Genomic DNA, 12,395 nt, shown 5'->3' with positions numbered 1-12,395 from the left:
GGTTGTTAGGTTCGCCGTGTGCCGAAGCTGAATCAGATCATCGCAGTCGAAAAGGGCGTCAAGTCCAAGGCCCTCCAGGAGCTCACCCAGGCTCACCAGGACGTGCAGAAGCCCGCCCTGCTGGCCGGCATCTCCCGGACCTACCAGCCCAAGGACGAGGAGGGCGAGCAGCTCCCGCCCGAGTCCACCCGGGTCCAGATCAAGGCCGAGGACGCCCTGCGGGCGACCGCCTCGACCCTCACCCGGCTCTTCGACGTGACCGCGACGAAGGACTGGGCGAACCGGTCCGCGGTCGCGGACGTGGTGGTCGACGGCACGGTCCTGCTGCCCCAGGTGCCCGTCCCGTACCTGCTGTTCCTGGAGAAGCAGCTCACCGACCTGCACACCTTCGTGCGCAAGCTGCCGGTGCTCGACGCCTCCGAGTCGTGGAACCTGGACCCCTCGACGGACGCGTGGAAGACGGACCCGGTGCGGACCATCCGTACGAAGAAGGTCCCGCGCAACCACGTGAAGGCCGAGGCCACGGAGAAGCACCCGGCGCAGGTCGAGGTGTACTACGAGGACGTGGCGGTCGGCTACTGGACCACGGTGAAGTTCTCCGGCGCGCTGCCCGCCCGGCGGGTCAACGAGCTCCTCGACCGGGTCGAGAAGCTCCAGCAGTCCGTCAAGTTCGCCCGCGAGGAGGCGAACAACAGCGAGGTCACCGACCAGCGGATCGGTGACGCGGTATTCGGCTACCTCTTCCGGTAGCCCCCACATTCGCCCTCCGTCGCGAGCGGAGGGTGCGCGATGAGCGCAAGCTGAAACTGATGTTGAAGCTGATCGAGGGGTGTCAGTTGGGGGTTCGAATCCCTCCCCCCGCACCACGTGCGGGGGTGGCCCAAGCCCGGCAGAGGCGGCCCCGTCAAACTCAGATTCTCGCTCCAGTCTCAGTATTCGCCGCCGAACACCGGATCGACCGAGCGCGGGCGAACATCGACGGATGGGGGTTCAAGTCCCCTCGGCGCCTCTTGCGTGGCGCTGTAGTTCAACGGCAGAACACGTCGATCTCAAGATGACCCGCGGCTCTTAAACGCCGCCGGTGTGCGCAAATGGGTGGCAAGCTGGAGCCCGGGAGCTGGACATGCTCCCGGGCTCCGTCACGTTTCGCGACCTCCGTCACGTTCGTGACCTCCGCCGCGCGGCGCGGCGCGGGGTCGACGCGGCGCCGGATCAACTACGTGGGCACCGGTACGGACACGAACGCCGTGCCCGACTCGTTCTCCACCAGGACCGCCCGGACGTCCGCCGGGTCCACCGCCGCCGAGCCGTCCAGCGCCGCGCCCTTGCCCTCGCCGTGCGCCGCGGTGCCCACCACCCAGCCGCCCGCCGTGGTGCGCGTACCGTCCCGGGAGACCACGACGATCCGGCAGCGCTCGCCCGCCGGGATCCCCGTCACCGCGGCGCGCACCCGTACCCACTTGGCCGCCGGGGTCACCTGTACGGTCATCCGCGCGCCGGTGCCCGCATCCGTCGCGGAGGCCACCTTGGTTCCCGCCGGCGGCGCGGACGGTTCGGCCGAGACCGGCGGCTGCGGCCGGGCCTCGACGCCTGTGCTCCCGCCGCCCAGCTGCGTACCGGCCCAGAAGACGGCGGTCAACGAGGCCGCCACGGCCAGTCCCGTGAAGACGGTGCGGCGCCGCCGCGCCCCGTCGACCTCCTGGCGCATCTGGCGCAGGGTGCGCTGGAGCAGCAGGTCTCCGCCCTGCGGCGGGCCGTCGAGGAACGCCTCGGGGGGCACCTCGCCCAGCGCCGCCTCCATCTCGCGCAAAGCCGTCACCTCCTGACGGCACTGCACGCAGCCGTCCACGTGTTCCTCGACCCGGCGGACCTCCGCGTCGTCCAGGACGCCGAGAACGTACGGGCCGAGCAGTTCCTCCTCGTGCCGCTGCCCGTTCATGCCACCACCTCCTGCAGTCCGCCGGGCCGCGGAGACGGGCCGCCCGTGCGTGTGCTGTCCCTGAAGACTTCTCTGAGCGCCTTGAGCGCGTAGTGCGAGCGCGATTTCACCGTGCCGGCCGGGATGCCGAGGGCGTCGGCCGCCTCGGCGACGCTCTGCTGGCGGTAGTACAACTCCGTCAGCACGTCCCGGTGTTCCGGTGACAGCTGGTCCAGGGCACCCAGGACGGTCATCGTGTCCACCACGGCGTCGGCGTGGTCCGCCTCCACCGGCGGATGGGCGGGCGATCCGGACACCTCCGGCGGCCGGGCCGCCTTCGCCCGGTACCGGTCGGTGATGATGTTGCGGGCCACCGTGAGCAGCCAGCCGCGTACGGAACCCTTCCCGTTCACCAGGACCTCGGAGTGGCGCCAGGCCCTGATCAGGGTCTCCTGGACGATGTCCTCGGCCGCGGCCCGGTCGCCGGTCAGCCGGGTCGCGTACGCGAGCAGGGCGTGACCGTGCTCCTCGTACACGGACTTGATCAGTGCCTCGTCGGTCGAGCCCCGCCGCGTGCGGGGCCACAGTGGTCCGGCCATCTCACCCTCTCCGTCTTCCTCGCTTTTTTGGTGCGGTCAGAACACGCCACCCACGGGCACCGGGTTCACGTGACCTGCGTCACCCGGGAGCCGGTGGTTCGCGCCGCCGCTCAGGTGCGGCAGGCGCGGCCCTGGTTGAGGCAGTCCACGACCTCGTCCATCCGCGGGCCGGTCATCACGTTCACGAACATCCCGTGGTCGGTCTCGGGGCTGTGCCGCTGTTCCGGGAAGGAGTCGAGCGCGATGGGCGCCCCCTCGGGCACGTCGTAGGCGAGGGAGATCCGCAAGCGCGGCACGGGGAAGGTGTCCTGCGGGCAGACACCGTTCGCCGCCGGGAAGCGCAGGTGCGACCGGTGCCCGGGGCTCGCGGTGTCCAGGCCGTTCCAGCAGCTGGGGAAGGTGAGCGTACGGGTGAGGCGCTCGCCCTCGGGGCAGCGCGGATAGCGGGTGGTGGACCGGTCGGGGGAGCCCGAACAGCCCCAGCGGGCCCGCACGTCCTCGTCGGAGTCCGCGGTGAAGGCCACCGCGTCACCGGTCAGCGCGCCCAGGAACCGGGGCATCGCCACCACCTTGCTCACCGGACTGCCGAGGAACTCCACCGACACCGCCGCCTCCGGCAGGATCGCGCCCGCGTTGCCGTGCCCCGCGGATCCCTCGTGCGGCCGCTCACCCGGACGGTCCGTACGGCGCAGCACCGGCCAGTAGTACGCGGAACGGTCCCCGCCCGCGCAGCTGGTGGCGGCCGCGTCCAGGGAGGCATCGGTGGAGAAGGCGTCCGTGGACAGGTTCCCGACGTAGCCGTGCGTGTGGTGGGCGCCGGAGCGCAGGCCGGGGGAGACGACGAGGTTGTCCTCGTTGTAGTGGCCCTCCTCGTTGCGGCCGCAATCCACCGACACCCGGCCCGTGGAAGCCTGCGGACCGGCCGCGGAAGGCTCGGGGGGCCCGGGCGGGACCTCCCGGAAGTCCACGAAGTCGGACGGCACGGGCCCGTCCGCACCGGCCGGCGGGTGCGGCCCGCCCGCGCGCGCGGCCCCCAGTACGGCGGCGGTCAGCCCGGCGCCGAGTACCAGGCAGATCAGCAGCGTGAACAGTCGGCGTTCGTTCCCCATGCGGGTCACGGTTGCCGCCCACCCCCGCCTGCGTCAACCGGGCGTCCGCAGGACGGTCACCGCCCGGCCGGGGCGCCGAAATCCGTTGAAGGTGTTGCACGCTCCGGCCCCGCCGCCCGGGCCCCGCAACCTTTGCCCCCGTTTGACTGTTCATAAGGCAAAGCAACCTTCTCGAGCGACCCGCATCGCAAGGAAGGACCACCGCCGTGCCCGCTGCCAACCACCTCCTGCACCGCCTGATCAGGGAAACCGGCTGGACCTACGAAGCCCTGGCCCGGCGGCTCAACACGAGCGCGCAGGCGGCCGGCCTCACCACCGGCTACGACCGGACCTCGGTCGCCCACTGGCTGCGCGGCACCACCCCGCGCGACCCCGTCCCCGGGCTCCTCTGCGAGATCCTCGCCGCCCGCCTGGACCGTCCCTTCGCCCCGGCCGACATCGGCATGCGCCAGGCCGGCATGCACCACGCCGGCTCCCACCACAGCGCCCCGGCGCAGCCGGGCACCGCCCCCTCCGGCGGTGATCCGCCCCCCGGACTCCACTCCCTCGCGGCGGAACTCCTCGCCACCGTGCCCGGTCTGCACCCGCACCGCAGGCCCCGTAACGGCGGAGAGGCGCACCGGGTCCCCGAACAACGCGACCGGCCCGACGCCGGCCAGGTCCCCACCCTGTCCCACACCGAACTGCGCCGGGCCGCCGAGAACTTCTTCACCGGCCAGGTCGACGCCCTCGGCGGGGACGCCACCGCGCCCGTGCTCCTCGCGTACCTCCAGAGCACCTTCCGTACGGCCCTCACCGCCACCGGGGCCGAAGGCTCCCTGTCCGCCCTCGAGATCGGCCACGCGGCACGCACGGTGCTGCTCCTGGCCCGCAGTTACGCCGACCAGTGCTCCTTCGCCGAGGCGCGCCGGACCCTGAGCCGGGCCGCCTCCCTCGCGGAGCTGGCCGGGGAACCCTCCACCCAGGCCATCGCCCTGCGGATGCTCAGCCAGGACGCCCTGGACCAGAACCAGCCGGCCGTCGCCCTCGCCTACGTACGCCAGGCGCTGGAGATCGCCCCGCGTGCGCCCGACGCCGTACGGGCCTTCGTCGCGCGGCCCACGCGGCCCTGGACGCCTCGCTGGCCTCCCGCCCCGCCCAGCAGCAACGCGCGATCATGCTCACCCACGTGGAACGGGCCCGGCTGTACCGGCAGGGCGGCCACGAGCGGGAGGCCGCCGCCGAACTGCGGTACGCGGAAACCCTCAACCGGGGGGTCCACTCCCCGCGCGCGGCCCGCGAGATCGAGCTCCTGGGCCCGGCCTGATACGAACGACACGCCCTAGGCCAGCGGTGCCGCGTCGAGCTCGATCACCTCCGCGGGTCCCGCACGGAACGCCGGGCTCGCCGCGTCCGCCTCGATCATGTGCGGGGTGACGTCGTGCGCGGCGAGGGCTGCCCTCGAGGACCATTCCTCGATGAGGGCGAACCGGTCCGGATCGCCGCTCACTTGGTGCATGTCGTAGCGGATGCAACCTTCCTCGGCCCGCACGACGGGCGCGAGGCGTTCGTAGGCGTCGACCTGCTCCCGGCCGCGGCCCGGGAGGGTGGTGACGAGGATCAGGAGTCGAACTGTCGATGGCATGGGCCGAAGACTAGATCGGCCCGGCGGTGTGGCGGAAAGGCTTTTCCGCCCCGGCCGGCCCTCGCTCGCCCGGCCTGCCGACCCTCGCCCGGCCTGCCGACCCTCGCCCGACCGGTTCGCCCCGCATGGCCGGTCCGGTCCTTGCCCGTTACGGGCCGACCGCGCAGAGTGGGGCGGTATGACACCAGAAGAGCTGTTGCAGGCCCTCGCCCGTACCCGGGCCTCCCTCGACGGGTCCGAGGTCACCTTCTGGTGGACCGGTGACGTCCACGCCTGGGCCCCCGGTGAGCCCTACCGGCGCCTCTTCGGATTCGAAGGCGTCAACGTGGCCCGGCTGGTGGAGGACGAGGCGCCGGGGACCTACCAGCTCCTCACCCGGGAGGCCGCGTTCTACCTGGATCCGCTGACCCGGGAGATCCTGGAGACCTGGGAGGACAAGCCCGTGGTCCACGTCTGGAACGACCCCGCCAACCAGAAGTGGCGTCCCTTCCCGGTCCCCATGACCGAACTGGGCGACCAGGTCTGCTTCAGCCTGGAGATCCCGCTCGCCTACCCCTCCCCGCTGCCCGTCGCCCAGTACCCGGCGAACTCGGCCGACGACACCTACCGGGCCCTGGAGCTCTTCCAGTTCTTCGCCCCCGCCTCGGTCCTCGCCACCGACGCGCCCGGCGTCCCGTCCACCATGTCCTGGACCCGGATGTCGCCCTGGCTCCCGTGGATGGAACAGGGCCCGCGCCCCGGCGGGCTCGCCTTCCACTGCCGGGGCCGCAAACTCGACTCCTACGCCGAGGTCCCGGAGCGGACCCGCGCGTACATCGAGGCCCGCCACCCGGAGTTCGCCCACGCCCCCGAGAAGTGGACGGATCCGAACGAGACCAGCTGGACGTACTTCCGCAGGCTCAACCCGCCGTCGGACGCGCCCGGCGCCTGAGCGGTCGGGACGGGCCCGCCCCGAGGGCTCTCAGCCGCCGGCCGCGAACCGGTCCAGGGCGCCGAGCACGTGGTCGAGGGTGTCCTGGCCGCCCATGTGTCCCGCCTCCTCGACCACGGTCAGCTCCACGCCGGGCCAGGCCCGGGACAGTTCCCAGGCCGTGTCGAGGGGGCTGCCCATGTCGAGCCGGCCGTGGATCAGGACGCCCGGGATGCCGGCCAGCCGGTGGGCGCCGCGCAGCAGCTCACCCTCCTCCAGCCACGCACCGTGCGAGAAGTAGTGCGAGCAGATGCGCACGAGGGCGGTCCGGGCCGCGGCCGGCCGGCCGGTGTACGGCCGGGAGGCGACGTTCGTCTCGCCGGACAGCACCGCGTCCTCCCAGGCGCACCAGTCCGCCGTGGCCTTCGCCCGTACCTCCTCGTCGGGATCGGCAGCCAGCCGCGCGTAGGCCCCGACGAGGTCGCCGTCGCGCGCCGTGCCGCCGGAGCCGGCGAGGAATCGTTCCCACTGCTCGGGGAAGTACCGGCCGACGCCGCGGTACAGCCAGTCGATCTCCGAGCGCCGGGTGGTGGTGACGGCCGCGATGACGATCTCGGAGACCCGCTCCGGGTGCCGCTCGGCGTAGGCCAGGATCAGTGTGGAGCCCCACGAGCCGCCGTACAGCAGCCAGCGGCCGATGCCGAGGTGCTCGCGCAGCCGTTCCATGTCGGCGACGAGGTGGCCGGTGGTGTTGTGCCGCATGTCGGTCGCCGGATCGCTCGCGTGCGGGGTGCTGCGGCCACATCCCCTCTGGTCGAACAGGACCACCCGGTAGCGTGCCGGATCGAAGAGCCGGCGGGCGTGCTCGGTGCACCCGGACCCCGGACCGCCGTGGACCACGAGCGCGGGCTTTCCTTCCGGATTGCCGCAGACCTCCCAGTAGATGACGTTTCCGTCGCCGACGTCGAGCATCCCCTTGTCGTAGGGCTCGACCGGCGGGTAGAGCACTGTCACGTCCCCGACCTCCTCTATCTCCCCGTCCCGGACGGCCGCTTGCCGTCCGCCCGTCGGGATCCGGCCACCCTACGGCGGGCCCGGCAGGGTGCGGACAAGGGTTTTCCCCGTATCGCGTTCATCCCCGCTTTGCCTACTGTCTGCCCACCGGCGATCCTCCCCGTCCGAACAGCCCCCGCGCCCACCCCACATGGCGTGAAGCTGGCAAGTCGGTCCTTCGCCGGTGCCACCGTTGCCCAGCCCCGACGCTGCGGCGGGCGACGACGTGGTGTGCAGCAGCGGCGGCCGGGCGGGCTTGACCAGCCCGTTCCGGCCCCGCGGCCGCCGGTCAACCTCCCACACTGCACCAACCGGCCGCCCCCGGCGCATCCTGTGGCGGCCCGCGAAAGGGAACACCGTGCACGCATCCAGACGACGCAGGCTCATATCCGTGGTGGCAATGTCCGTCACCCTGCTCGCCGGCACCGCCACCACCTCCCTGGCACTGACCGCCGCGGATCCCGCCCCCGGCTCGCAGACCCTGCCGGCCGCCGGTTCCCCCACCGCCGCGGCCCCCGTCGAGAACCTCATCGTCGGGTACAAGAATTCGGCCGCCGAGGCCGGCTCCAACTCCGCCGCCGCCGCCGACGTGGCGGCCAAGGGCAAGAAGGCCTCGAAGAAGGCCACCTTCGAGCGCCGCCTCGGCACCGGAGCCGCACTCGTCACCCTCGGCGCCCCGGCCGACGCGGCCGCCGTCATGGCCCAGTTCCGCGCCGACCCCGACGTCGCCTACGTCGAGGCCGACTCCCGCGCCTACGCCCTCGCCGTCACCCCCAACGACACCGAGTACGCCAGGCAGTGGGACCTCTTCGAGCCCACCGCGGGCATGAACGTTCCGGCGGCCTGGGACACGACCACCGGTTCCGGCGTCACGGTCGCCGTGATCGACACCGGCTACGTCGCCCACTCCGACCTGGCCGCCAACGTGGTCGCGGGCTACGACTTCATCGCCAGCTCCACCGCCGCCCGCGACGGCAACGGCCGCGACAACAACCCCGCCGACCAGGGCGACTGGAGCGCGGCCGGCGAGTGCGGCACCGGCTCCAAGGCCAGTGACTCCTCCTGGCACGGCACCCACGTCGCCGGCACCATCGCCGCCGCCACGAGCAACGCCAAGGGCGTCGCCGGCATCGCGTACGGCGCGAAGATCCAGCCCGTCCGCGTGCTCGGCAAGTGCGGCGGTGCCACCTCGGACATCGTCGACGCCATCACCTGGGCCTCCGGCGGCACTGTCTCGGGCATCCCGGCCAACGCCACCCCGGCCAAGGTCATCAACATGAGCCTCGGCGGCTCCGGTGCCTGCACCGCCACGTACCAGAACGCCATCAACGCCGCCGTCGGCCGTGGCACGACCGTCGTCGTCGCCGCCGGCAACAGCAACGCCGACGCGTCCGGCTTCTCGCCCGCCAGCTGCAACAACGTGATCAACGTCGCCGCCAGCAACCGCACCGGCGACCGCTCCTTCTACTCGAACTACGGCGCGATCATCGACGTCGCCGCCCCCGGCGGTGAGACCCGCCGCGCCACCGACACGCCCGGCACCATCACCACGCCCGAGAACGGCATCTGGTCCACCCTGAACACCGGCGCCACCACCCCCGGCGCCGAGAACTACGAGCCCTACCAGGGCACCAGCATGGCCGCCCCGCACGTCGCGGGCCTCGCCGCCCTGCTGAAGTCGGCGAACTCCGCGCTGACCCCGGCCCAGATCGAGTCCGCGATCAAGACCAACGCCCGCCCGCTGGCCGGCACCTGCACCGGCGGCTGCGGCACCGGCCTCGCCGACGCCGCCGCGAGCGTCACCGCCGTGACCTCGACCCCGCCCACCCCGGGCTTCGAGAACACCACGGACTTCGCGATCGGCGACAACGCCACCGTGGAGAGCCCGGTCACCGTCACCGGTGTCACCGGCAACGCCCCGGCCACCCTCAAGGTCGCCGTGAACATCGTCCACACCTACATCGGTGACCTGAAGGTCGACCTCGTCGCCCCCGACGGCACCGTCTACACGGTGCACAACCGGACCGGCGGCAGCGCCGACAACATCAACCAGGTCTACACCGTCAACGCCTCCTCCGAGGGCGCGAACGGCACCTGGAAGCTGCGCGTCAACGACAACGCCGGCGGCGACACCGGAAAGATCGACTCCTGGAGCCTGACCTTCTGAGCCCGGTCCCACCCGCACCCGAACCACCCCTGACGGTGCGATAGTACGGACCAAACGAGCCCGCCGGACCTGCCGATACCCCACGTATCGGCAGGTCCGGCGGGTTTTCCTGTCACGTGACTGAATTCTGCGTCACAATCCGGGCCCGCCGGGCATCCGACCTCGTATTGTCGCGTCTCACAGGAAGGGCACAGGAGCGGGCAAGCGAGAGGCTGGTGGCTGTGCGTGGTGGTGGCGACGGGGAACGCCGACACGACCGTCGGACACGGTGAACTGATCAAGGCGGTCGACCGCGCGCTGACCACGCACGGACGCGCCCTGCTCACCGGGCCCGCAGGCTCGGGCAAGACCGAGGTGCTGCGCGCCCTCACCGAGGCCGCCGCGCTGCGCCACGAGACCGTGCTGCGACTCGCCCCCGGCGCCGCCGACCGGTGGATACCCGAAGCCTCCGCCGCCGCCCTCCTCGCCTCCGTCCCCGCCGCCGCCCTGGAATGCCTCTCCGGACCGCAGCGCACCGCCATCGCCCTCCTGCGGCGAGAAACCGACGCACCCCGCGTCGGCCGCGACCACGTCGCCCTGCGCCTCGCCGTCGTCGAGGTGCTGCGCACCCTCGCCGCCCGCGGACCCGTCCTGCTCGCCCTCGACAACGCCCAGTGGCTCGACGCGGAGAGTACCGACCTGCTCCGCTTCGCCCTGCGCCTGACCCCGCCACGGGTACGCGTCCTCGCCGCCGAATGCGTCCAGGGCGGGGCCCCGCTCTGCGAGGCCCTGTGGGGACCGGACACCCCCCAGATACGGGTGCCCCCGCTCGGCACCGACGAGGTCGCCGAACTGCTGGTGCGCCGCGGGCTCCCGGCCCGCCTCGCCGGCCGCATCCACCAGGCCAGCGGAGGCAACCCGCGCCTCGCCCTGGCGCTGGGCCACTCCCTCGCCGAAGCCGCCGGCTCCCGGGAGGGCGGCGCCCACCACGCCGATCCGCTGCCCGTCTCCGGCCAGGCCCGCGAAGTGGCCCGACGGCTCCTCGGCGCCGTCCCCGGCCAGGCCCGGCGCACCCTGCTCTACGCCGCCCTCGCCGCCCGCCCCACCACCGCGCTGCTGCGGCGGGCCGGGCGCCCCGACGCCGAGGCCGAGCTCGCCGTGGCCGAACGGGCCGCGCTGCTCACCGTGGAAGAGGACGGCACGATCCGGTTCACCGCCGGGGCCCTGCCCACCGCGCTGGCCGCCGACGCGGGCTGGCCGGAACGCGCAGCCGGACACGCCGCGCTGGCCGCCGCCGTCGACGACCCCGTCCAGGCCGTACGCCACCGCGCGCTGGCCGTGGACGCCCCCGACGAGACGCTCGCCGCCGAGATCACCGAAGCCGCCGCCTCCTGCAGACGCCGCGGCCAGCGGGACCTGGCCGCCGAGCTCGGCCTGCTCGCCGCCGACCGGACCCCCTGCCACCTGCCCGGCGAGGAGCTCGCCCGGCTCGTCTGCGCCGCCGAGGACGCGGGCTGGGCCGGCCGCGCCGACCTCGCCCGCCGCGCCACCCGCGCCGTGCTCGCCCGCGACGCCTCGCCCGCCGACCGGGTGCGGGCCCGCCTCGCCGTCATCGACGCCGAGGGCCAGGCCCTCGGATCCCTCGACGAAACCTTCGCGCACGCCGCGGCCGACGCCGAGGGCGACCCCGCCCTGCAGGCCGCCATCCGGCTGCGACTCGCCTGGAAGCACAACCTCAGCGACGGCGACCCCGTCCGCTCCCGCGACGCCGCCGCGCAGGCCGGCGTGCTGGCCCGCAGAGGCGGCGACCAGGTCGCCGAGGCCATGGCGCTGACCGTACGGGCCCGGATGGGGCGCATCCTCGGCGATCCGGACGCCGAGGACATCCTCGCCGAGGCGCTCGCCCTGCCCGCACCCGAAGTGCCGCTCGGCATGCGCAACGCCCCGCAGTACCTCGCCGTCCGCCACGCCCTCTTCGACGACCGGCTCGCCGACGCAGGACGCCAGCTCCTGGTCCTGCTGCCCGCCGTGCGGCGCACCGGATCCGCCGAGGACGTCTTCGAAGTACTGCGCAGCCTCACCGAGGTGGAACTGCGCCGGGGCAGGTGCGCCGCGGCCACGGCCCACGCCCGCGCCGCCCTGCGGCTGACCGTCGAGGCGGGCCTCTCGCCCGGACCCGCCTGGTACGTCGCCGCGATGGCCGAGGTCATGGGCGGCGGTTTCCCGCGCGCCGCCGGATATGCCCGGCGCGGTATCCAGGCCTCCGAGGAGGAGCACGACCAGATCTTCCTCTCCCGCGGCCTGTACGTCCTCGGCCTGGTCGAACTGGCCACGGGCGAGGCCGCGAAGGCAGTGGTCACCCTGCGCCGCGTGGCCGAACTGGAAGCCGCCCAGCAGGTGGTCGACCCCTCGATCCTGCGCTGGCACGGAGAGCTGGCCGAAGCCCTGGTCGCCGCCGACGCACCCGACGAGGCCGCCGAACTGCAGGACCGGGTCCGCACGACGGCCCTCGCGCTCGGCCGCACCAGCGTGATCGCAGCCCTCGACCGGGCCCGCGGGCTGTGCCTGTCCGCGCACGGTGACGCCGAGGCGGCCGTCGCCCTGCTGGAGGACACCGCCGAGCGCTTCGCACGCCTCGAACTGCCCTTGGAGCGGGCCCGTACGCTGCTCGCCCTCGCCCGGGTGGAGCGCCGACGCCGTCGGCGCGCACCCGCCCGCGCCGCACTGACGGCGGCCGCCGAGGCCTTCGCCCGGGCCGGCGCGACCCCGTGGGCGGAGCTCGCGAGGGAGCCGTCCCCGTCCGCCTCCGGGAGTGAGGGCGGCGGCGGGGCCCGGCCCCTGGCCGCCCTCACGGAGGCGGAGACCCGCCTCGCGGTGCTGGTGGCCCAGGGCGCCAGCAACCAGGAGGCGGCCGCGAAGCTCTTCGTCAGCGTGAAGACCGTGGAGGCCCGGCTGACCCGGATCTACCAGAAGCTCGACGTCCGGTCCCGGGCCCAGCTGGCCACCACGCTGCGGCTGCGCTGAACAAGAACGTGC

Annotated in this window: 10 protein-coding genes; 5 read left to right on the top strand and 5 right to left on the bottom strand. The window is 73.4% G+C overall.

The window, feature by feature from the left end:
• The first annotated feature begins 18 nt into the window (after nucleotides 1–18).
• Entirely contained in the window at nucleotides 19–750 is a 732-nt protein-coding gene (locus tag OG247_RS03100) for a DUF7873 family protein (protein WP_327250711.1), read from the top strand.
• 466 nt (nucleotides 751–1,216) lie between these two features.
• Here OG247_RS03100 and OG247_RS03095 read toward each other — a convergent pair whose 3' ends face one another.
• The 3 genes from OG247_RS03095 to OG247_RS03085 form a co-directional block, all read right to left on the bottom strand.
• On the bottom strand, nucleotides 1,217–1,939 hold the full coding sequence (locus tag OG247_RS03095; RefSeq protein ID WP_327250710.1) for a zf-HC2 domain-containing protein: 723 nt from the start codon (nucleotides 1,937–1,939) through the stop codon (nucleotides 1,217–1,219).
• On the bottom strand, nucleotides 1,936–2,517 hold the full coding sequence (locus OG247_RS03090; RefSeq protein ID WP_327250709.1) for a sigma-70 family RNA polymerase sigma factor: 582 nt from the start codon (nucleotides 2,515–2,517) through the stop codon (nucleotides 1,936–1,938). The genes OG247_RS03095 and OG247_RS03090 overlap by 4 nt, the downstream gene beginning before the upstream one ends.
• Nucleotides 2,518–2,627: 110 nt before the next feature.
• Nucleotides 2,628–3,626 (bottom strand): DUF1996 domain-containing protein, encoded by a 999-nt coding sequence (locus OG247_RS03085; protein ID WP_327250708.1) that lies wholly within the window; start codon nucleotides 3,624–3,626, stop codon nucleotides 2,628–2,630.
• Nucleotides 3,627–3,832: 206 nt separating this feature from the next.
• On the opposite strand from OG247_RS03085, the gene OG247_RS03080 reads away from it, so the two are divergent.
• On the top strand, nucleotides 3,833–4,951 hold the full coding sequence (locus OG247_RS03080; RefSeq protein ID WP_327250707.1) for a tetratricopeptide repeat protein: 1,119 nt from the start codon (nucleotides 3,833–3,835) through the stop codon (nucleotides 4,949–4,951).
• Here the strand turns inward: OG247_RS03080 and OG247_RS03075 are convergent.
• Nucleotides 4,948–5,250, bottom strand: coding sequence for a putative quinol monooxygenase (locus OG247_RS03075; RefSeq protein WP_327250706.1), 303 nt, complete (start codon nucleotides 5,248–5,250; stop codon nucleotides 4,948–4,950). The genes OG247_RS03080 and OG247_RS03075 overlap by 4 nt on opposite strands.
• Nucleotides 5,251–5,428: 178 nt before the next feature.
• On the opposite strand from OG247_RS03075, the gene OG247_RS03070 reads away from it, so the two are divergent.
• Nucleotides 5,429–6,181, top strand: a complete 753-nt coding sequence (locus tag OG247_RS03070) for a DUF1838 family protein (RefSeq protein ID WP_327250705.1) — start codon at nucleotides 5,429–5,431, stop codon at nucleotides 6,179–6,181.
• A gap of 30 nt (nucleotides 6,182–6,211) precedes the next feature.
• On the opposite strand, the gene pip is transcribed toward OG247_RS03070, so the two are convergent.
• Nucleotides 6,212–7,174 (bottom strand): prolyl aminopeptidase, encoded by a 963-nt coding sequence (pip, locus tag OG247_RS03065; protein WP_327250704.1) that lies wholly within the window; start codon nucleotides 7,172–7,174, stop codon nucleotides 6,212–6,214.
• 439 nt (nucleotides 7,175–7,613) lie between these two features.
• Here pip and OG247_RS03060 point away from each other — a divergent pair, with 439 nt between their 5' ends.
• Both OG247_RS03060 and OG247_RS03055 read left to right on the top strand, forming a co-directional pair.
• Nucleotides 7,614–9,380: a S8 family serine peptidase gene (locus OG247_RS03060; RefSeq protein WP_327257326.1), complete on the top strand. Its 1,767-nt coding sequence runs from the start codon at nucleotides 7,614–7,616 to the stop codon at nucleotides 9,378–9,380.
• 225 nt (nucleotides 9,381–9,605) lie between these two features.
• Nucleotides 9,606–12,383 (top strand): helix-turn-helix transcriptional regulator, encoded by a 2,778-nt coding sequence (locus OG247_RS03055; protein ID WP_327250703.1) that lies wholly within the window; start codon nucleotides 9,606–9,608, stop codon nucleotides 12,381–12,383.
• Nucleotides 12,384–12,395 lie beyond the last annotated feature (12 nt).

This window comes from Streptomyces sp. NBC_01244 (assembly GCF_035987325.1).
Lineage (GTDB): Bacteria > Actinomycetota > Actinomycetes > Streptomycetales > Streptomycetaceae > Streptomyces.
This window is presented reverse-complemented; position numbering and strand designations above follow the sequence as displayed.

Excerpts from the sequence above, each read along its gene's own strand:
- OG247_RS03070 (WP_327250705.1), top strand. The coding sequence starts at position 5,429 with ATGACACCAGAAGAGCTGTTGCAGGCCCTCGCCCGTACCCGGGCCTCC.
- OG247_RS03085 (WP_327250708.1), bottom strand. The coding sequence starts at position 3,626 with ATGGGGAACGAACGCCGACTGTTCACGCTGCTGATCTGCCTGGTACTC.
- OG247_RS03075 (WP_327250706.1), bottom strand. The coding sequence starts at position 5,250 with ATGCCATCGACAGTTCGACTCCTGATCCTCGTCACCACCCTCCCGGGC.
- OG247_RS03060 (WP_327257326.1), top strand. The coding sequence starts at position 7,614 with ATGTCCGTCACCCTGCTCGCCGGCACCGCCACCACCTCCCTGGCACTG.
- OG247_RS03090 (WP_327250709.1), bottom strand. The coding sequence starts at position 2,517 with ATGGCCGGACCACTGTGGCCCCGCACGCGGCGGGGCTCGACCGACGAG.
- OG247_RS03095 (WP_327250710.1), bottom strand. The coding sequence starts at position 1,939 with ATGAACGGGCAGCGGCACGAGGAGGAACTGCTCGGCCCGTACGTTCTC.